We start from the raw sequence: 18,949 nt of genomic DNA, 5'->3' as shown, positions 1-18,949 counted from the left end.
ACGGGGTCAGAACGGGATCGGAACGGGATCGGAAGGGGATCAGAAGGGACCGGTGGAGATCAGAACGAGAACGGGATGTAGCAGGCGGCCGCCAGGATCACCGCGCCCCAGCCCAGCAGCGCCGGCCTGCGGTACCAGGCGTCGTCGCCCTCGGCCGGCGGCTCGGCCATCCCCGGGGAGCGGGTGCCGTAGACCAGCCCCTGGAGCTCGTGGTCCGGCTTCGGCGCGGTGAACAGCGACACCGCCACCATGACGACCGCGCCCGCCACGAAGCCCGCGATCGCCGACACGAAGTTGGCGCCCTGGTCGGAGGGGATGGAGATGACGTCCTGCTTGTAGAGGACGAAGTAGTTCACCATCGCCGCGGTGGTGCCGGCCAGCAGCCCCCAGAAGCCGGACTTCATCGACGCCCGCTTCCAGAACATGCCGATGATGAAGACGACGAACATCGGCACGTTGAAGAAGCTGAACAGCGTCTGCAGGTAGCTCATGATGTTCGAGAACGAGGACGCCAGGAACGCCGTGCCGATGGACGCGAGGACACCCAGCGCGGTGATCAGGCGGCCGAAGCCCACGTAGTACGAGTCCTCGCGGCCCCGCACCACATAGCGCGCCCACACGTCGTTGGTGAACACCGTGTTGAAGGACGACACGTTGGCCGCCATGCCCGCCATGAAGGCGGCCAGCAGACCGGTCACCGCGACGCCGAGCACACCGTTGGGCAGCAGCTGTTCCATCAGGTACGGGATGGCGTCGTTGTACTGGTAGCCCGAGCCGGCGGCCCCGAAGCCCGGGACGAGGGCCGCGGCCGCCAGCCCCGGGATCATGACCAGGAACACGATGAAGATCTTCGGGAAGGCGGCGATGAGCGGGGTGCGCCGGGCCGCCGAGAGGTTCTTCGCGGACAGGGCGCGCTGCACCTCGGCGAAGTTCGTCGTCCAGTAGCCGAAGGACAGCACGAAGCCCAGGCCCAGCACGATGGTCAGCCAGTTCGCGCCGAGCGGGTTGTCGCTGCCGATGCCGGTACCGCCCCAGGCCGAGACGAAGTCGTCGCCGTGCCGGGCGGTGAGGGTGTCGCTCAGGCCGCCCCAGCCGCCCGCCTTCTTCAGGCTGAGGACGACGATCGGGATCAGCGCCGCGAGGATCACGAAGAACTGCAGCACCTCGTTGTAGATCGCCGAGGACAGACCGCCGAGCGTGATGTACGCGAGCACGAAGAAGCCCGCGACCACGATGGCCACCCACTGCGGCCAGCCCAGCAGCGCCTCGACGACGATCGCCAGGGCGTACAGGTTCACCCCGGCGATGAGGATCGCGGCGAACGCGAAGAGCAGCGCGCTCAGCAGATGCGCGCCCCGGTCGAAGCGCAGCAGCAGGAACTCCGGCACCGAGCGGACCTTGCTGCCGTAGTAGAAGGGCATCATCACCAGGCCGAGGAAGACCATGGCCGGGATGGCGCCGATCCAGTACCAGTGCACGGTGTACGCGCCGTACTGGGCGCTGTTGGCCGCCATGCCGAGGATCTCGGTGGCGGCCAGATTGGCCGAGATGAAGGCGAGACCGGTGATCCACGCGGGCAGGGAGCGCCCGGAGAGGAAGAAGTCGAGGCTGGTCTTCACCGATCTGCGGGCGGCGAAGCCGATGCCGAGGACGACGACGAAGTAGATGCCGAGGATCGTGTAGTCGAGCGCGTTCACGGGGAGACGCAGCTGCATCCGGACCTCACCCAGCTTTCTTACGGTGCCTGGTGTTCTTTGTGCGGTTGTGATGGTGACCGACGTGGGGATTTGTGATTTGATGTGTTCGGTTCTGTTTGAAGCATTGCCTGGTGTACGGATGGAGAGCCGCGGTGAAGAAGACCTCGACCCGCTTGGCCGACGATCGTGAGCTCATCTACTACGACCTGCGGGACGATGCGGTGCGCGACGCGGCCGACCGGCGCCCCCTGGAGCGCACGGTCACCACGTCGGAGGTGCGCCGTGACCCGCTGCTCGGCGACTCGGTGGCCATCGCCTCGCACCGGCAGGGCCGCACCTACCACCCGCCGGCCGACGAGTGCCCCCTGTGCCCGTCGCAGGGTGACCGCCTGAGCGAGATCCCCGACTCCTCGTACGACGTCGTCGTCTTCGAGAACCGCTTCCCCTCCCTCGCCGGCGACTCCGGCCGCTGCGAGGTGGTCTGCTTCACCTCCGACCATCACGCGTCCTTCGCCGACCTCGGCGAGGAGCAGGCGCGGCTGGTGCTGGACGCGTGGACCGACCGCACCTCCGAGCTGTCGCATCTGCCCTCCGTTGAACAGGTGTTCTGCTTCGAGAACCGCGGCGCCGAGATCGGCGTCACCCTGGGCCACCCGCACGGGCAGATCTACGCGTACCCCTTCACCACCCCCCGCACCGCCCTGATGCTGCGCCAACTGGCCGCCCACAAGGACGCGACGGGCGGGGAGAACCTCTTCGACGCCGTCCTGGAGCGTGAACTCGCCGACGAACGCGTCGTCCTGGAGGGTGACCACTGGGTGGCCTTCGTGCCGTACGCCGCGCACTGGCCGTACGAGGTGCACCTGTACCCCAAGCGGCGCGTGCCCGACCTGCTGGGGCTCGACGAGGCGGCGCGCACCGAGTTCCCCAAGGTCTACCTGGAGCTGCTCAGGCGCTTCGACCGGATCTTCGGCGACGACGAGCCTCCCACGCCGTACATCGCCGCCTGGCACCAGGCGCCGTTCGGCCAGCTGGAGGAGTTCGACGGCGTCAACCGCGACGACTTCGCGCTCCACCTCGAGCTTTTCACCATCCGCCGCACTTCCGGCAAGCTGAAGTTCCTCGCGGGTTCCGAATCCGGCATGAGCGTGTTCATCAACGACATCCGGCCGGAGGCCGCGGCCGAGCGACTGCGAGAGGTAGCGAGTTCATGAAGTACCTGGTGACGGGTGGCGCCGGCTATGTCGGCAGCGTCGTGGCCCAGCATCTGCTGGAGGCGGGCCACGAGGTCGTCGTCCTGGACAACCTCTCCACCGGCTTCCGCGCGGGTGTCCCCGCCGGTGCCGCCTTCATCGAGGGCGACATCCGCGACGCCGCCAAGTGGCTCGACCCCTCCTTCGACGCCGTCCTGCACTTCGCCGCGTTCTCCCAGGTCGGCGAGTCGGTCGTCAAGCCGGAGAAGTACTGGGACAACAACGTCGGCGGCACCATGGCCCTGCTCGCCGCGATGCGCGACGCGGGCGTACGCAAGCTCGTCTTCTCCTCCACGGCGGCCACGTACGGCGAGCCGGAGGAGGTCCCGATCGTCGAGACCGCGCCCACGCGGCCGACCAACCCGTACGGCGCCTCCAAGCTCGCCGTCGACCACATGATCACCGGCGAGGCGAAGGCCCACGGCCTGGGCGCGGTCTCCTTGCGTTACTTCAACGTCGCCGGCGCCTACGGGGCCCACGGCGAGCGCCACAGCCCCGAGTCGCACCTCATCCCGCTGGTCCTCCAGGTCGCGCAGGGCCGCCGCGACGCCATCTCCGTCTACGGCGACGACTACCCGACCCCCGACGGCACCTGCGTCCGCGACTACATCCACGTCGCCGACCTGGCCGAGGCCCACCTGCTGGCCGTCGCGGCCGCGCAGCCGGGCGAGCACCTCATCTGCAACCTCGGCAACGGCAACGGCTTCTCGGTCCGCGAGGTCATCGAGACCGTCCGCGCGGTGACCGGGCACCCGATCCCCGAGGTCGTGGCCCCCCGCCGCGGCGGCGACCCCGCGGTGCTGGTCGCGTCCGCCGAGGCCGCCCGCGAGAAGCTGGGCTGGAACCCGTCCCGCGCGGACCTCGCGGGTATCGTCGCGGACGCCTGGGAGTTCGCGCAGCACATCGCAAGGGAGCAGTAGTGGGGGCACAGCAGGTACGGGACACCTTTGTCGAGCTCTACGGAGCCGAGCCCGAGGGCGTCTGGGCGGCGCCCGGACGCGTCAACCTCATCGGTGAACACACCGACTACAACGACGGCTTCGTGATGCCGTTCGCGCTGCCGCACACCGCGACCGCGGCCGTCGCACGGCGCACGGACGGCGTGCTGCGCCTGCACTCCTCGGACGTCGAGGGCGGCGTCGTCGAACTGGGCCTGGACGAGCTGGCCCCCGAGTCCGACAAGAGGTGGACCGCGTACCCGGCGGGCGTGGTCTGGGCGCTGCGGGAGGCCGGGCACCCGGTGACCGGCGCCGACATCCACCTCTCCTCGACGGTTCCGACGGGCGCCGGCCTGTCGTCGTCCGCCGCGCTGGAGGTCGTCGTCGCCCTGGCCCTGGGTGACCTGTTCGAACTCGGCCTGCAGCGCTGGCAACTGGCCCGCCTGTGCCAGCGCGCCGAGAACGTCTACGTCGGCGCCCCGACCGGCATCATGGACCAGACGGCCTCGGCCTGCTGCGAGGAGGGCCACGCGCTCTTCCTCGACACCCGCGACCTGTCCCAGAGGCAGATCCCCTTCGACCTCGCCGCCGAGGGCCTGCGCCTGCTGGTCGTCGACACCCAGGTCAAGCACTCCCACAGCGAGGGCGAGTACGGCAAGCGGCGCGCGGGCTGCGAGAAGGGCGCCGCCCTGCTCGGCGTCGACGCCCTGCGGGACATCCCGTACGGCGACCTGGAGCCGGCCCTGACCCGCCTGGGCGAGGAGGAGGAGGTCCGCCGCCTGGTGCGCCACATCGTCACCGAGAACGAGCGCGTCGAGCGCATCGTCTCGCTCCTGGAATCCGGCGAGACCCGCGCCATCGGTCCGGTCCTCGTCGAGGGCCACGCCTCCCTGCGCGACGACTTCCGCATCTCCTGCCCGGAGCTGGACCTGGTCGTCGACACGGCCCTGTCCGCCGGCGCCCTCGGCGCCCGCATGACCGGCGGCGGCTTCGGCGGCTCGGCGATCGTCCTCGCGGAGGCCGGCGACGTCGGCACCCTCACCAAGGCGGTCGAGGAGTCCTTCGCCTCCGCCGGCTTCACCGCGCCGCGCGTCTTCGAGGCGGTGCCGGCGCCGGGGGCGCGCCGGCTGGCCTGACGGCCGCGCCGGGCATCACCCCAGCCGCTTCGTCAGGGTGTACTCGGTGATGCCCGGCGGATAGTCCTCGATCACGCACACCACGTCGTAGCCCAGCCGCTGGTAGAAGTCCGGCGCCTGGAAGTCCCACGTCTCCAGGCGCACCCGGCGGCAGCCGCGGTCCTCGGCGGCGATGCGTTCGCCCTCGGTGAGCAGCCGGGTGCCGAGGCCCTGGCCGCGGTGGCGCTCGTCGACCCAGAGGTAGGTGACGTGCAGCCAGGTCGTCCAGGTGTGGCCGACCAGGCCGCCGGCCAGGTCGCCCGTCTCGTCCAGGGCCCACACGTGCAGGGGCCGCTCACGTTCGGCGGGGGTGCCGCGCAGGGCGCGCAGGATCGGGGAGGCCGCCGTGTTGGTGTCGCGGAGCCGGGAGCGGAGCAGATCGCGTCTGGCTCTGTCGACTTCTGCCTCAAGACGAAACATGCGGCTCACCATAAACGCGCAGGACGGCCAGTTCTGCAAATACCCTTCCCCGTCCCGGCCGCGGCCCTACGCTGTGAACAGCGCCGGTGGGGGCCGGCGCTGATTCAGGGGGCGAGACAGTCGGGTACGGCGCCCGCGGTGGGGGTAGCGATTGCGGTACGGCGGCGGCCGTGCGGCTCATGCCATCCCCGGGCGCCGTATCCGCGCCCGTCGTCGTCTCGTTCTCCGGACCTAGGGGTGTCCCCTGCTCCGTGAAGGAGCTCGGGAAGGGGGTTTCGTGGTTCGCATCCGAGTCCTGGTCGTCGACGACCATCGCATCTTCGCCGAGTCGCTCGCCGCCGCACTGGCCGCCGAGCCCGACGTCGAGGTGTCCGCCGCCGGCAGCGGCCCGGCCGCGCTGCGCAGCCTGGAGCGCGCGGCCGCCGAGGCGCGCCGGTTCGACGTGTTGCTCGTCGACGCCGACCTGGGCGGCCAGGTCCCGGGCCCGCGGCCCGCCGTGCCGGTGCGGGAGGCCGGCGAGGACGGGCTGGTCGACGGGATCTCCCTGGTCGCCGGGGTCCGCTCCGCGCAGCCGCACGTGCGGATCGTCGTGCTCGCCGAGAAGGACGACCCGCGGCGCGCCGCGCTCGCCCTGCAGGCCGGCGCCTCCGGCTGGGTGGCCAAGGACTGCTCGCTGTCCCGGCTGCTCACGGTCATACGAGGCGTGCTGCGCGACGAGACACATCTGCCGCCCGCCCTGCTCACCGGCGTGCTGCGGGAGCTGACGGCCGCCCGCAAGCACCGCACCGAGAGCGAACGGCTCGTGGAGTCCCTCACCCCGCGTGAGCGTGAGGTGCTGCGCTGCATGGTCGCCGGCCTCGGCCGCAAGGCCGTCGCCGAACGCCTGTTCCTCTCCCCGCACACCGTCCGCACCCATATGCAGAACGTCCTCGGCAAACTGGGCGTGCACTCCACCCTCGCCGCCGTCGCCCTGGCCCGCCGGGCAGGGGTGGGGCCGGTGGATCTAGCCGGGGATGTTGTCGAACGGGGCGGTCAGCTGGCGTAGCAGGGCGGCCAGGTCGGCGCGCTGGGCGTGGGACAGCTCGGCCAGGATGGCGCGCTCCTGGTCGAGCAGGCCCGCCAGGGCCTGGTCCGCGCGGTCACGGCCCTCCGGTGTGAGCCGGACCAGCACCCCCCGCCGGTCGCTCGGGTCCGGCAACCGCTCCACCAGGCCCTTCTTCGCGAGCCGGTCGATCCGGTTCGTCATGGTGCCCGACGTCACCAGGGTCTGTGTCAGCAGCTGGCCCGGCGAGAGCTGGTACGGCGCGCCGGCCCGCCGCAGCGCGGTCAGGACGTCGAACTCCCACGGCTCCAGCTGGTGTTCGGAGAACGCCAGACGGCGTGCGCGGTCCAGGTGCCGGGCCAGCCGGCTCACCCGGCTGAGCACCTCCAGCGGTTCCACGTCGAGGTCCGGGCGCTCTCGGCGCCACGCCGCGACCAGCCGATCGACCTCGTCCTCCATGCGATCAGTGTAGTGGTTGTGTCGATGTGAAGTCTCTTGACATCAAGCATCTTGATGCAAACTCTCTTGACGTCAAGCTAAATCGCTTGGGAGCCTGGTCCCATGACCACACCCGCCTGGGATCCGGCCCAGTACCTGCGCCACGCCGGTCACCGCGCCCGCCCCTTCACCGACCTCCTCGCCCGCGTCCCCGCCCTCCCCACAGACCCGCCCCGCGTCGCCGACCTCGGCTGCGGCCCCGGCAACGTCACCGCCCTCCTCGCCGACCGCTGGCCCACCGCGCACATCACCGGCTACGACAACTCCGCCGAGATGCTCGACAAGGCCCACGTCGACCACGCCGGACCCACCCCGGGCGGCGGCCGCCTGGAGTTCGCCCACGCCGACGTACGCACCTGGGCGCCCACGGTGTCGTACGACCTGATCATCAGCAACGCCACCCTCCAGTGGGTGCCCGGGCACACCGAACGCTTCGCCGCCTGGATCGACGGGCTCGCCCCCGGCGGGACCCTCGCCTTCCAGGTGCCCGGCAACTTCGACGCCCCCAGCCACCGCCTGATGCGCGACCTCGCCCACCGGTACGGCCTCGCAGACGTCCTGCGCCACGACGACGCCGTCCTCGGCCCCGAGACCTACCTGGCCCGGCTCACCGACCTGGGCTGCGCGGCCGACGTGTGGGAGACGACGTACCTCCATCTCCTCACCGGCGCGGACCCGGTGCTGGACTGGGTGAAGGGCACCGGACTGCGCCCCGTCCTCACCGCCCTCGCCGACGACCCCGGCACCCGCGACGCCTTCCTCGCCGACTACCGCACCGCCCTGCGCGCGGCCTACCCGGCCGGCGCCCACGGCACGCCCTTCCCGTTCCGCCGAGTCTTCGCCGTCGCCCACAAGGAGGCATGAACCGTGATCGTCGCCGTCGACCATGTCCAGCTGGCCGCCCCACCCGGCTCCGAGGACCGCCTGCGCGCCTACTACGTCACCGTCCTCGGCATGACCGAGATCCCCAAGCCGCCCGTCCTGGCCGCGCGCGGCGGCTGCTGGTTCCAGGCGGGCTTCGTCCAGCTGCACGTGGGCACGGAGCAGGACTTCCGGCCCGCCCGCAAGGCCCACCCCGGGCTGCGGGTCACCGGCATCGAGCGGTACGGGGTCCGACTGGCCGCCCACGGGGCGCCCGTCGAGTGGGACGAGAACCTGCCGGGACACAAACGGTTCTACTCCCACGACCCCGTGGGCAACCGCCTGGAGTTCCTAGAGCCCGTGACCGCCGTTTGAGCCTCCCGGCGAAGGGTCACTCGCTGTGCTGACACCGATGCCGAATCTCGCCGGGAGTGAGGAACATGGCGAAGGATCACAAGGCCAGGGCCAAGAAGGAGCAGATGAAGGGCAAGGCCAAGGAAACGACCGGCCGTGTCCTCGGCAACGAACGCATGACCGCCGAAGGCAAGGCCGAACAGATCAAGGGGGACGCGACACAGGCGAAGGAGAAGACCAAGGACACCTTCAAGCACTGACCGCGCCACCGGCGACGCGTCAGCTCTTGCGGTGCCCGATCAGCCGCGGCCTCGGCTCCAGGCCGTCCAGCCCGTGCCAGGCCAGGTTCACCAGGTGGGCCGCCACCTCCGCCTTCTTCGGACGGCGGACGTCCAGCCACCACTGGCCGGTCAGCGCCACCATGCCGACCAGCGCCTGCGCGTACAGCGGGGCCAGCTTCGGGTCGAAGCCGCGGCTCTTGAACTCCTTGCCGAGGATGTCCTCCACCTGGGTGGCGATGTCCGAGATCAGAGAGGCGAAGGAACCCGTCGACTGCGGGATGGGCGAGTCACGGACCAGGATGCGGAAACCGTCCGTGTACTCCTCGATGTAGTCCAGCAGCGCGAACGCCGCCTGTTCGAGCAGCTCACGGGGATGGCCGGCGGTCAGCGAGCCCGTCACCATGTCCAGCAGCCGCCGCATCTCACGGTCCACCACCACCGCGTACAGGCCCTCCTTGCCGCCGAAGTGCTCGTACACCACCGGCTTGGACACCCCGGCCTTCGCCGCGATCTCCTCCACCGAGGTGCCCTCGAAGCCCTTCGCCGCGAAGAGGGTGCGACCGATCTCCAGCAGCTGCTGCCGCCGCTCCGCACCGGTCATACGGGTACGGCGCGCACGCCGAGGCTTGTCGTTGCTGGATGTGCTGGGATCGATCGCCACGGCGTCCATCATGCCGCGTCGGCGCTCGCCTTCCGGTGCCGAGAGCCGTCATCGGAGCCGTTACGGCGCGAATCGATACGCGAGCGTGACGGCCAGCGCACGTCGTACGCCCAGCCGAACTGTTCGAACCAGCGGATCAGCCGCGCCGACGAGTCCAGCTGGCCCCGCTCCACACCGTGACGCGCGGACGTCGGGTCGGCGTGGTGCAGGTTGTGCCAGGACTCACCGCAGGACAGCACCGCCAGCCACCACACGTTGCCCGAGCGGTCCCGCGACTTGAACGGCCGCTTGCCGACCGCGTGGCAGATCGAGTTGATCGACCAGGTCACATGGTGCAGCAGCGCCACCCGGACCAGCGATCCCCAGAAGAACGCCGTGAACGCGCCCCACCAGGACATCGTCACCAGACCGCCGATCAGCGCGGGCAGCAGCAGCGACACCATCGTCCACAGCACGAACTGCCGGGAGATCGCCCGGATCGCGCCGTCCTTGATCAGATCCGGCGCGTACTTGTCCTGCGGCGTCTGCTCCTCGTCGAACATCCAGCCGATGTGCGCCCACCACAGCCCCTTCAGCAGGGCCGGGACCGTCTCGCCGTACTTCCACGGCGAATGCGGGTCGCCCTCCGCGTCGGAGAACTTGTGGTGCTTGCGGTGGTCGGCCACCCAGCGCACCAACGGACCCTCCACCGCCAGCGACCCCATGATCGCCAGCGCGATCCGCAGCGGCCGCTTCGCCTTGAAGGAACCGTGCGTGAAATAGCGGTGGAAACCGATCGTGATGCCGTGACAGCCGAGGTAGTAGAAGAAGACCAGCAGACCGAGGTCCAGCCAGCTCACCCCCCACCCCCACGCCAGCGGCACGGCCGCCAGCAGCGCGAGGAACGGGACGGTGATGAAGAGCAGAAGGGTGATCTGCTCGATCGAACGCTTCTGCTCGCCGCCGAGCGTCGCGGAGGGCACCGCGGCGCCGTCGCCCGCCTCCGGGGCGTCTTCGATCACATCGGAGCTCGTGGTCATGGGCGTCCCCTGTGGGGTTTCGAGGGTAGAGACAGATACCGGGCCGGAACCGCCCGTGTTTCCTACGGTTCCGTAACCTACGGCATCGTAAGTATGGCAGTGCGCCGCCCCGCGGCAAGAGCCCGTCAGTCTGCGCGTCCGCCCCGCCACCTATCCTTGATGTCGGTCGGACAGCGCGGTCCGCTGAAGTTTTCTTCCCGGATGCCCGGCCCCTATGCGGCAGCGCCGCAGGCCACCGTCCGGGTCCCCTCCCAGACGAGCTTCAACACTGCAAGGAGCCGCACCTGTGAGCAGTGCCGACGAGACCACGACGACCAGCAGCGAGCTGCGCGCCGACATCCGCCGACTGGGTGACCTCCTGGGGGAGACCCTTGTCCGGCAGGAGGGCCCCGAACTCCTCGAACTGGTCGAGAAGGTCCGCCGCCTCACCCGCGAGGACGGCGAGGCCGCCGCCGAACTCCTGCGCGGCACCGAACTGGACACCGCCGCCAAGCTGGTCCGCGCCTTCTCCACCTACTTCCACCTCGCCAACGTGACCGAGCAGGTGCACCGCGGCCGCGAACTGCGCGCCCGCCGCGCCGCCGAGGGCGGCCTCCTCGCCCGCACCGCCGACCGGCTCAAGGACGCCGACGCCGAACACGTCCGCGAGACCGTCCGCCACCTCAATGTGCGCCCCGTCTTCACCGCCCACCCCACCGAGGCAGCCCGCCGCTCGGTCCTCAACAAGCTCCGGCGCATCGCCGCGCTCCTGGAGACCCCGGTCATCGACTCCGACCGCCGCCGCCACGACACCCGACTGGCCGAGAACATCGACCTCGTCTGGCAGACCGACGAACTGCGCGTCGTACGCCCCGAACCGGCCGACGAGGCCCGCAACGCCATCTACTACCTCGACGAACTCCACGCGAACGCCGTCGGCGACGTCCTGGAGGACCTCACCGCCGAACTGGAACGCGTCGGCGTCCACCTGCCGGAGACCACCCGCCCGCTCACCTTCGGCACCTGGATCGGCGGCGACCGCGACGGCAACCCCAACGTCACCCCCCAGGTCACCTGGGACGTCCTCATCCTCCAGCACGAACACGGCATCAACGACGCCCTGGAGATGATCGACGAACTCCGCGGCTTCCTGTCGAACTCCATCCGCTACACCGGCGCCACCGAGGAACTCCTCGCCTCCCTCCAGGCCGACCTGGAGAACCTCCCCGAGATCAGCCCCCGCTACAAGCGCCTCAACGCCGAGGAGCCCTACCGGCTCAAGGCCACCTGCATCCGCCAGAAGCTGGAGAACACCAAGCAGCGCCTCGCCAAGGGCACCCCGCACGAGCCCGGCCGCGACTACCTCGGCACCACCGAGCTGCTCCACGACCTGACCCTCATCCAGACCTCCCTGCGCGAACACCGCGGCGGCCTCATCGCCGACGGCCGGATGAACCGCACCATCCGCACCCTGTCCGCCTTCGGCCTCCAGCTGGCCACCATGGACGTCCGCGAACACGCCGACGCCCACCACCACGCCCTCGGCCAGCTCTTCGACCGCCTCGGCGAGGAGTCCTGGCGCTACGCCGACATGCCCCGCGACTACCGCGCCAAGCTCCTCGCCAAGGAACTGCGCTCCCGCCGGCCGCTGGCCCCCACGCCCGCCCCGGTCGACGCGGCCGGCGAGAAGACCCTCGGCGTCTTCCAGACCGTCAAGCGGGCCCTGGAGGTCTTCGGACCCGAGGTCATCGAGTCGTACATCATTTCGATGTGCCAGGGTGCGGACGACGTGTTCGCCGCGGCCGTGCTGGCACGCGAGGCCGGCCTGATCGACCTCCACGCCGGCTGGGCCAAGATCGGCATCGTCCCCCTGCTGGAGACCACCGACGAACTCAAGGCCGCCGACACCATCCTGGAGGACATGCTCTCCGACCCGTCGTACCGCCGCCTCGTGGCACTGCGCGGCGACGTCCAGGAAGTCATGCTCGGCTACTCCGACTCCTCCAAGTTCGGCGGCATCACCACCAGCCAGTGGGAGATCCACCGCGCCCAGCGCCGCCTCCGCGACGTCGCCCACCGCTACGGCGTCCGGCTGCGCCTCTTCCACGGCCGCGGCGGCACCGTCGGCCGCGGCGGCGGCCCCTCCCACGACGCCATCCTCGCCCAGCCCTGGGGCACCCTGGAGGGCGAGATCAAGGTCACCGAACAGGGCGAGGTCATCTCCGACAAGTACCTCATCCCCTCCCTCGCCCGGGAGAACCTGGAACTGACCGTCGCCGCCACCCTCCAGGCATCCGCCCTGCACACCGCCCCCCGCCAGTCCGACGAGGCCCTCGCCCGCTGGGACGCCGCCATGGACGTCGTCTCCGACGCCGCCCACGCCGCCTACCGCCGCCTCGTCGAGGACCCCGACCTGCCCGCCTACTTCTTCGCCGCCACGCCCGTCGACCAGCTCGCCGACCTGCACCTCGGCTCCCGGCCCTCCCGCCGCCCCGACTCCGGCGCCGGCCTCGACGGACTGCGCGCCATCCCGTGGGTGTTCGGCTGGACCCAGTCCCGCCAGATCGTCCCCGGCTGGTTCGGCGTCGGCTCCGGCCTCAAGGCCCTGCGCGAGGCCGGACTGGACACCGTCCTGGAAGAGATGCACGGACAGTGGCACTTCTTCCGCAACTTCATCTCCAACGTCGAGATGACCCTCGCCAAGACCGACCTGCGGATCGCCCAGCACTACGTCGACACCCTCGTCCCCGACGACCTCAAGCACGTCTTCGACACCATCAAGGCCGAGCACGCCCTCACCGTCGCCGAGGTCCTCAAGATCACCGGCGAGAAGGAACTCCTCGACGCCCAGCCCGTGCTGAAGCAGACCTTCACCATCCGCGACGCCTACCTCGACCCCATCTCCTACCTCCAGGTCACCCTGCTCAAGCGCCAGCGCGACGCCGCGGCCGCCGGCGCCGAACCCGACCCGCTGCTCTCCCGCGCCCTGCTCCTCACCGTCAACGGCGTGGCGGCGGGCCTGCGCAACACCGGCTGACAGCCACCCGCACACCAAAAGGGGGTGCCCCCGAGCCCGTACGGACTCGGGGGCACCCCCTCTTCGGCGTGTGCGGCGCCCGCGTCAGCCCTGCTGGGCCTTGCGGCGACGCAGCAGCAGGAAGCCGCCCGCGCCGACCAGCGCGGCCGCGACGGCCGACAGGACGGCCACCGGGGCGCCGTTACCCGTCTCGGCCAGGTCACCGCTGGTGCCCTGCGCGGAGGGCGCGGACGTCGGAGCGGCGGCCGCGGACTCGGACGCGCTCGGGGACACCGCGTCGTCGTCGCCCGGCGTGGAGCCGTCGGTCGGCTTGGAATCGTCGGTCGGCGTGGAGCCGTCCGTCGGCGTCGAGGTGTCGTCGTCGCCCGGGGTCTTGTCGTCCGTCGCCGGGCAGGTGTGGGACAGGTTGAACAGGTACTCCTCCGACACACCGCCCGTGACCTCGGCGACGGCGGAGGTCAGCTCGGCGCCCGGCTCGGAGGCCACGTACGCGTGCTTGCCGGCCGCGCCCGCGAAGCCGCTGAAGTCGGTGACGACCTGCTCCCCGCCCGGCGCGAAGGTCACCGTCAGCTTGACGAAGTCGGGCTTGGTCTTCCCGTCGGCCGGCAGCACGAAGTGCCAGCCGTCCATGTCCTCGGCGATGCCGGGGCACGTGCCGTGCTCGAAGCCTTCGGCGGTGAGCGGCAGCTCCTGACGCAGCTGCACGGTGGTGGTGTCCGTGGCGTGAGCCACGGGAGCCAGCAGCAGTGCTGCCGAGGACGCGGCGACGGCGACGCCGACGCGGGTGAGGGTACGCATGTGGCAATCCATCTTCGGAGTGACGAAAGGGAAGATGTGGGGGAGGCAGCTCAGCATCCTGCCATGTCTGAAAGTCGGTCAATCACAAACAGGCAACACTGTGGGAATTCACAGCGTGTGCGAGAGACGAAAACGACCGGCCTGTCCCCGAATCGCCGGATACGCGCCCTCAGATAGTGAGAAACGCCCCCGTCAACAGCGCAATCCCCGCCCCCGCCATCACCCACGCCACCCGCGTCCGCCGCAACCCACCCGCGATCACCACCGACGCCAACAACAATGCCCCGCCCAGCGGAACCCATGCATACAAAATCCCCGCCGGCCCCGACCGCACCACCTCGTCGCTGCCCGGCTTCACCATCACCGTGTACGTCTGCCCCTCGCGCACAGCCACCGAGTTCTCGATCTCCACGCGCGCGCGTGCCGTCGACCCCTCGGACAGCGGCGCGTACGGACCCGTACAGACGCCCTCCCCGCACCGCGTCACCGCGACCGTGCCCCGCTCCCGCCCCTTCGTCAGCATCACGTGCTGCGCCGTACCCCACGACGCCCACACCCCGGCGATCAGGATCACCACCGCGACCGCACCCATCGCGGCCAGCCGCCCGAGCCGCAGCGCGACGAGTGAGACCTGACGGGAGGACGCCCGACGGTGGGACACGGCGGTAGCAGGCATGGCCGGGATCATTGGCCATGCCCCCGCAAGAGGTCAACCCGAACGGGTGACAGTCGGGAGGCGAACCCGTGACACGTCAGGAGTTGTACGACCCCTGCGCCCGCTCCAACCCCTCGATCACCAGACACTCCACCGCATCCGCCGCCCGGTCCACGAAGTAGTCCAACTCCTTGCGCTCCGCCGACGAGAAGTCCCTCAGCACGAAATCCGCCACCGGCATACGACCCGGAGGACGCCCGATCCCGAACCGCACCCGGTGATAGTCCGCCCCCATCGCCTTCGTCATCGACTTCAGCCCGTTGTGACCGTTGTCACCACCACCCAGCTTCAGCCGCAACGTCCCGTAGTCGATGTCCAACTCGTCATGCACCGCCACGATGTTCGCCACCGGCACCTTGTAGAAGTCCCGCAGCGCGTTCACCGGCCCGCCCGACAGATTCATGTACGACATCGGCTTCGCCAGGATCACCCGACGGCTCCCCGGCCCCGGCGGCCCGATCCGCCCCTCCACGACCTGCGCCTGCGCCTTGCTCGCCCGCTTGAACCGGCCCCCGATCCGCTCCGCCAGCAGATCGGCCACCATAAAACCGACATTGTGTCGATTACCGGCATACTCCGGCCCGGGATTACCCAACCCGACAACAAGCCAGGGGGCATTGGCAGGGGTGGTCACGTCCATCTCTCCTTATGCGAAAGCCGCTGCTCCGGGAGAGGAGCAGCGGCTACCACGAATACTGCTGTACGACAGCGTCAGGCCCGGACTCAGACCTCGGCGCCCTCTTCACCCGCGGCCTCGGCACCCTCGGCGGCCTCCTCGGCCTGCGCCGCCAGCACCTGCAGCACCACCGCGTCCTCCTCGACGGCCAGCGAGACACCGTTCGGCAGCTTGATGTCCTTCGCCAGGACGGAGTCACCGGCCGCCAGACCCTCCACGGACACCGTCAGCGCCTCGGGAATGTGCGTCGCCTCCGCCTCGACCGGCAGCGCGTTCAGCACGTGCTCCAGCAGGTTGCCACCCGCCGCCAGCTCACCCTCGGCCTGCACCGGAACCTCGACGTTGACCTTCTCGCCTCGCTTGACCAGCAGCAGGTCGACGTGCTCCAGGAAGCCCTTCAGCGGGTCACGCTGCACGGCCTTCGGGATCGCCAGCTCGCTGCCCTTGCCCTCGATGTCCAGCGAGATCAGAACATTCGGCGTACGCAGCGCCAGCAGCAGGTCATGACCCGGGAACGTCAGGTGCAGCGGCTCGGAGCCGTGACCGTACAGAACACCCGGAACCTTGTTGTCACGACGGATACGACGCGCGGCACCCTTACCGAACTCGGTGCGCGTCTCGGCGGTGAGCTTCACCTCGGACATATGAATCACTCCTCGTAGGAAGCGGAAACGGACGGGGTCACCCGGCCACGAACGGCCTGCTACGAAGAGCGCGTCGATAACGGACCGCCGTACCTCTTCACGAGGACGGCCTCCCTCGCCGAGCAACCTGAGCAGTCTACTCGGCGCGGGAGGCCGCAGAAAAATCGATCATGCAGAAGCGCTGACGGCCTACTGCTCGTCGAACAGGCTGGTCACCGACCCGTCCTCGAACACCTCACGCACCGCGCTCGCAATCGTCGGAGCGATCGACAACACCGTGATCTTGTCCAGATCGTCACTCAGCTCCGTCGGCGTCGGCAGCGTATTCGTGAACACGAACTCACTCACCCGCGAGTTCTTCAACCGGTCCGCCGCCGGACCCGACAACACACCATGCGTCGCCGTCACGATGACATCCTCCGCACCATGCGCGAACAACGCGTCCGCCGCCGCACAGATCGTGCCACCCGTGTCGATCATGTCGTCGACCAGGACGCACACCCGACCCTTGACCTCGCCCACCACCTCATGGACGGTCACCTGATTCGCCACGTCCTTGTCACGCCGCTTGTGCACGATCGCCAGCGGCGCGCCCAGACGGTCACACCACCGGTCCGCCACCCGCACCCGGCCGGCGTCCGGCGACACCACCGTCAGCTTGTCCCGGTCGACCTTCTTGCCCACATAGTCCGCCAGCAGCGGCAGCGCGAACAGATGGTCCACCGGACCGTCGAAGAAACCCTGGATCTGGTCGGTGTGCAGATCCACGGTGAGAATCCGGTCCGCGCCGGCCGTCTTCATCAGATCGGCGATCAGCCGCGCCGAGATCGGCTCACGACCACGATGCTTCTTGTCCTGCCGCGCATACCCGTAGAACGGCACGATCACCGTGATCGAACGCGCCGAAGCACGCTTCAACGCATCGATCATGATCAACTGCTCCATGACCCACTGGTTGATCGGAGCCGTGTGGCTCTGGATCACAAAGCAGTCCGCACCACGCGCCGACTCCTCGTAACGGACGTAGATCTCCCCGTTCGCGAAGTCGAAGGCCCTCGTCGGGACAACCCCGACACCCAGCTGGTGGGCGACCTCCTCGGCAAGCTCGGGGTGGGCGCGGCCGGAGAAGAACATCAACTTCTTCTCGCCGGTCGTCTTGATCCCGGTCACAGCACTGTCTCCTCAGAGGTGTCGCAGCTGGGTGTGCACCTATCACGGTACGCCGTGTTCGACGTACCCGTTTCCGGTCAGCCTTCGCTTCCGCTTCCACCGGAGGCCGCCTCGGCCGCCCTCGCCGCCGCACTGCCCGGACGCTTACGAGCCACCCAACCCTCGATATTCCGCTGCTGGCCACGGGCCACGGCCAGCGAACCGGGCGGCACATCCTTCGTGATCACGGACCCCGCAGCGGTGTACGCACCGTCCCCGACCGTGACAGGAGCCACAAACATGTTGTCCGAACCGGTCCGGCAGTGCGACCCCACCGTCGTGTGATGCTTCTCCTGACCGTCGTAGTTCACGAACACGCTCGCCGCACCGATGTTCGTGTACTCACCGATCGTCGCGTCCCCGACATACGACAGATGCGGCACCTTCGTACCCTCACCGATCGTCGCGTTCTTCGTCTCGACGTACGTACCGATCTTCGACTTCACACCCAGCCGCGTCCCCGGCCGCAGATACGCGAACGGCCCCACACTCGCCTGCGGACCGATCTCCGCCCCGTCCGACACCGTGTTGTCCACCCGCGCCCCCGCACCGACCCGCGTGTCCCTCAGCCGCGTGTTCGGCCCGACCTCCGCGCCCTCACCCAGGTGAGTCGCCCCGTGCAACTGCGTGCCCGGGTGGACGACCGCGTCCTGCTCGAACGTCACGGTCACATCGACCCACGTGGTGGCGGGGTCGACGACGGTGACCCCGGACAACATGGCGGCGGTGAGAAGCCGGTCGTTGAGAATCCCGCGGGCCTCCGCCAACTGCACCCGGTTGTTGATCCCGGCGATCTCACGGTGATCGGCGGCCACCGACGCCCCCACCCGATGACCGGCCTCCCGCAGAATCCCCAGCACATCGGTGAGGTACTCCTCACCCTGGCTGTTGTCCGTCCGCACCTGCTTCAGCGCCTTCGCCAGCAGCTGCCCGTCGAACGCGAACACACCCGAGTTGATCTCCCGGATCGCCCGCTGCTCCTCCGTCGCGTCCTTGTGCTCCACGATCGCGGTGACCGCACCGCTCGCCTCGTCCCGCACGATCCGGCCGTACCCCGTCGCGTCCGGCACCTCCGCCGTCAGCACCGTCACCGCGTTGCCGTCCGAGTGGTGGGTCGCGGCCAGAGCGGCGAGAGTCGAGCCGGTGAGCAGGGGCGTGTCCCCGCACACCACGACGACCGTCCCGTCGATCGTCCCGCCGAGCTGCTCCAGCCCCATCCGTACGGCGTGACCCGTGCCGTTCTGCTCCTCCTGCACGGCGGTCCGTACGGCGGGGTCGATCCCGGCGAGATGCGCGGCGACCTTCTCCCGCGCGTGCCCGACGACCACGACCAGGTTCTCCGGGTCCAACTCACGGGCGGCGGCGAGAACATGACCGACGAGGCTGCGACCACAGATCTCGTGCAGGACCTTGGGTGTGGCCGACTTCATACGGGTGCCCTCACCCGCTGCAAGAACGACGACGGCTGCCGGGCGAATGGCGCTCACGGGGTTGCCCTTCGGCTGTGTGGGGTGGGGGTGGACAACCGCAGGATACCGGGGCGTTTCTTGGGGGACATGCGTGCGGGCCCTGACCCGTGTAGGTAAGGGCCCGAACTCAGGTCGTGTGCGCTGTGAGCTCCCCCGCAAGGATTCGAACCTTGTCCTGCTGGTACCAAAAACCAGTGTGCTGCCAGTTACACCACGGGGGACA

Annotated in this window: 19 protein-coding genes and 1 tRNA gene; 8 read left to right on the top strand and 12 right to left on the bottom strand. The window is 69.6% G+C overall.

All coding sequences use genetic code 11. From position 1 onward, the window contains the following. Positions 1-59: 59 nt before the first annotated feature. Entirely contained in the window at positions 60-1,715 is a 1,656-nt protein-coding gene (locus ACH5AC_RS25875) for a sodium:solute symporter family protein (protein WP_398864553.1), read from the bottom strand. A gap of 134 nt (positions 1,716-1,849) precedes the next feature. Between ACH5AC_RS25875 and galT the strand changes: the two genes are divergently transcribed. The 3 genes from galT to galK are packed head-to-tail and all read left to right on the top strand — an operon-like array spanning position 1,850 to position 5,024. Next, a complete protein-coding gene (gene galT, locus ACH5AC_RS25870) occupies positions 1,850-2,911 on the top strand; it encodes a galactose-1-phosphate uridylyltransferase (RefSeq protein ID WP_398864552.1) in 1,062 nt (353 codons plus the stop codon). Continuing rightward, positions 2,908-3,870: a UDP-glucose 4-epimerase GalE gene (galE, locus tag ACH5AC_RS25865; RefSeq protein ID WP_398864551.1), complete on the top strand. Its 963-nt coding sequence runs from the start codon at positions 2,908-2,910 to the stop codon at positions 3,868-3,870. The genes galT and galE overlap by 4 nt, the downstream gene beginning before the upstream one ends. Further along, complete coding sequence (galK, locus tag ACH5AC_RS25860) at positions 3,870-5,024, top strand: galactokinase (protein ID WP_398864550.1); 1,155 nt, start codon at positions 3,870-3,872, stop codon at positions 5,022-5,024. The genes galE and galK overlap by 1 nt, the downstream gene beginning before the upstream one ends. 15 nt (positions 5,025-5,039) lie before the next feature. On the opposite strand, the gene ACH5AC_RS25855 is transcribed toward galK, so the two are convergent. Continuing rightward, on the bottom strand, positions 5,040-5,483 hold the full coding sequence (locus ACH5AC_RS25855) for a GNAT family N-acetyltransferase (protein WP_398864549.1): 444 nt from the start codon (positions 5,481-5,483) through the stop codon (positions 5,040-5,042). 277 nt (positions 5,484-5,760) lie between these two features. Here ACH5AC_RS25855 and ACH5AC_RS25850 point away from each other — a divergent pair, with 277 nt between their 5' ends. Next, positions 5,761-6,528 (top strand): LuxR C-terminal-related transcriptional regulator, encoded by a 768-nt coding sequence (locus tag ACH5AC_RS25850; RefSeq protein WP_398864548.1) that lies wholly within the window; start codon positions 5,761-5,763, stop codon positions 6,526-6,528. On the opposite strand, the gene tamR is transcribed toward ACH5AC_RS25850, so the two are convergent. After that, positions 6,487-6,984: a MarR family transcriptional regulator TamR gene (tamR, locus tag ACH5AC_RS25845; protein WP_398864547.1), complete on the bottom strand. Its 498-nt coding sequence runs from the start codon at positions 6,982-6,984 to the stop codon at positions 6,487-6,489. The genes ACH5AC_RS25850 and tamR overlap by 42 nt on opposite strands. Positions 6,985-7,086: 102 nt before the next feature. On the opposite strand from tamR, the gene ACH5AC_RS25840 reads away from it, so the two are divergent. The 3 genes from ACH5AC_RS25840 to ACH5AC_RS25830 all read left to right on the top strand — a co-directional run bounded on the left by ACH5AC_RS25840 (position 7,087) and on the right by ACH5AC_RS25830 (position 8,498). Continuing rightward, positions 7,087-7,887 carry a trans-aconitate 2-methyltransferase gene (locus tag ACH5AC_RS25840; RefSeq protein WP_398864546.1) on the top strand — a complete coding sequence of 267 codons (801 nt, stop codon included), beginning with the start codon at positions 7,087-7,089 and terminating at the stop codon, positions 7,885-7,887. 3 nt (positions 7,888-7,890) lie between these two features. Then, complete coding sequence (locus tag ACH5AC_RS25835) at positions 7,891-8,259, top strand: glyoxalase (RefSeq protein ID WP_398864545.1); 369 nt, start codon at positions 7,891-7,893, stop codon at positions 8,257-8,259. Positions 8,260-8,324: 65 nt separating this feature from the next. After that, positions 8,325-8,498: a CsbD family protein gene (locus tag ACH5AC_RS25830; protein WP_398864544.1), complete on the top strand. Its 174-nt coding sequence runs from the start codon at positions 8,325-8,327 to the stop codon at positions 8,496-8,498. Positions 8,499-8,517: 19 nt separating this feature from the next. Here the strand turns inward: ACH5AC_RS25830 and ACH5AC_RS25825 are convergent, their stop codons facing one another. Both ACH5AC_RS25825 and ACH5AC_RS25820 read right to left on the bottom strand, forming a co-directional pair. Next, entirely contained in the window at positions 8,518-9,192 is a 675-nt protein-coding gene (locus tag ACH5AC_RS25825) for a TetR family transcriptional regulator (protein ID WP_398864543.1), read from the bottom strand. Continuing rightward, positions 9,189-10,199, bottom strand: coding sequence for an acyl-CoA desaturase (locus ACH5AC_RS25820; RefSeq protein WP_398864542.1), 1,011 nt, complete (start codon positions 10,197-10,199; stop codon positions 9,189-9,191). Before ACH5AC_RS25820 ends, ACH5AC_RS25825 begins: the two co-directional genes overlap by 4 nt. A 286-nt stretch (positions 10,200-10,485) precedes the next feature. Here ACH5AC_RS25820 and ppc point away from each other — a divergent pair, with 286 nt between their 5' ends. Next, positions 10,486-13,215, top strand: a complete 2,730-nt coding sequence (ppc, locus tag ACH5AC_RS25815; protein ID WP_398864541.1) for a phosphoenolpyruvate carboxylase — start codon at positions 10,486-10,488, stop codon at positions 13,213-13,215. Positions 13,216-13,299: 84 nt separating this feature from the next. Here ppc and ACH5AC_RS25810 read toward each other — a convergent pair whose 3' ends face one another. The 7 genes from ACH5AC_RS25810 to ACH5AC_RS25780 form a co-directional block, all read right to left on the bottom strand. Continuing rightward, a complete protein-coding gene (locus tag ACH5AC_RS25810) occupies positions 13,300-14,013 on the bottom strand; it encodes an LPXTG cell wall anchor domain-containing protein (protein ID WP_398864540.1) in 714 nt (237 codons plus the stop codon). A gap of 169 nt (positions 14,014-14,182) precedes the next feature. Further along, complete coding sequence (locus ACH5AC_RS25805) at positions 14,183-14,701, bottom strand: hypothetical protein (RefSeq protein WP_398864539.1); 519 nt, start codon at positions 14,699-14,701, stop codon at positions 14,183-14,185. Between the two features lie 64 nt (positions 14,702-14,765). Continuing rightward, positions 14,766-15,368 carry an aminoacyl-tRNA hydrolase gene (pth, locus tag ACH5AC_RS25800; protein ID WP_398864538.1) on the bottom strand — a complete coding sequence of 201 codons (603 nt, stop codon included), beginning with the start codon at positions 15,366-15,368 and terminating at the stop codon, positions 14,766-14,768. A gap of 83 nt (positions 15,369-15,451) precedes the next feature. Further along, positions 15,452-16,048, bottom strand: a complete 597-nt coding sequence (locus ACH5AC_RS25795) for a 50S ribosomal protein L25/general stress protein Ctc (RefSeq protein ID WP_398864537.1) — start codon at positions 16,046-16,048, stop codon at positions 15,452-15,454. 189 nt (positions 16,049-16,237) lie between these two features. Next, on the bottom strand, positions 16,238-17,218 hold the full coding sequence (locus ACH5AC_RS25790; RefSeq protein WP_398864536.1) for a ribose-phosphate diphosphokinase: 981 nt from the start codon (positions 17,216-17,218) through the stop codon (positions 16,238-16,240). A gap of 77 nt (positions 17,219-17,295) precedes the next feature. Then, positions 17,296-18,744, bottom strand: coding sequence for a bifunctional UDP-N-acetylglucosamine diphosphorylase/glucosamine-1-phosphate N-acetyltransferase GlmU (gene glmU / locus ACH5AC_RS25785; protein ID WP_398864535.1), 1,449 nt, complete (start codon positions 18,742-18,744; stop codon positions 17,296-17,298). Between the two features lie 130 nt (positions 18,745-18,874). Next, positions 18,875-18,947: transfer RNA gene (locus ACH5AC_RS25780), tRNA-Gln, on the bottom strand. Positions 18,948-18,949 lie beyond the last annotated feature (2 nt).

Source organism: Streptomyces sp. NPDC018693 (assembly GCF_044391385.1).
Classification (GTDB): domain Bacteria; phylum Actinomycetota; class Actinomycetes; order Streptomycetales; family Streptomycetaceae; genus Streptomyces.
The sequence above is the reverse complement of the archived record's forward strand: the minus strand, read 5'-3'. Positions and strand labels throughout refer to the sequence as shown.

Coding starts and splice junctions, on each gene's coding strand:
- ACH5AC_RS25875 (WP_398864553.1), bottom strand. CDS start 1,715: ATGCAGCTGCGTCTCCCCGTGAACGCGCTCGACTACACGATCCTCGGC.
- galE (WP_398864551.1), top strand. CDS start 2,908: ATGAAGTACCTGGTGACGGGTGGCGCCGGCTATGTCGGCAGCGTCGTG.
- ACH5AC_RS25855 (WP_398864549.1), bottom strand. CDS start 5,483: ATGTTTCGTCTTGAGGCAGAAGTCGACAGAGCCAGACGCGATCTGCTC.
- tamR (WP_398864547.1), bottom strand. CDS start 6,984: ATGGAGGACGAGGTCGATCGGCTGGTCGCGGCGTGGCGCCGAGAGCGC.
- ACH5AC_RS25840 (WP_398864546.1), top strand. CDS start 7,087: ATGACCACACCCGCCTGGGATCCGGCCCAGTACCTGCGCCACGCCGGT.
- ACH5AC_RS25830 (WP_398864544.1), top strand. CDS start 8,325: ATGGCGAAGGATCACAAGGCCAGGGCCAAGAAGGAGCAGATGAAGGGC.
- ACH5AC_RS25825 (WP_398864543.1), bottom strand. CDS start 9,192: ATGATGGACGCCGTGGCGATCGATCCCAGCACATCCAGCAACGACAAG.
- ACH5AC_RS25820 (WP_398864542.1), bottom strand. CDS start 10,199: ATGACCACGAGCTCCGATGTGATCGAAGACGCCCCGGAGGCGGGCGAC.
- ACH5AC_RS25810 (WP_398864540.1), bottom strand. CDS start 14,013: ATGCGTACCCTCACCCGCGTCGGCGTCGCCGTCGCCGCGTCCTCGGCA.
- ACH5AC_RS25805 (WP_398864539.1), bottom strand. CDS start 14,701: ATGATCCCGGCCATGCCTGCTACCGCCGTGTCCCACCGTCGGGCGTCC.
- pth (WP_398864538.1), bottom strand. CDS start 15,368: ATGGACGTGACCACCCCTGCCAATGCCCCCTGGCTTGTTGTCGGGTTG.
- ACH5AC_RS25795 (WP_398864537.1), bottom strand. CDS start 16,048: ATGTCCGAGGTGAAGCTCACCGCCGAGACGCGCACCGAGTTCGGTAAG.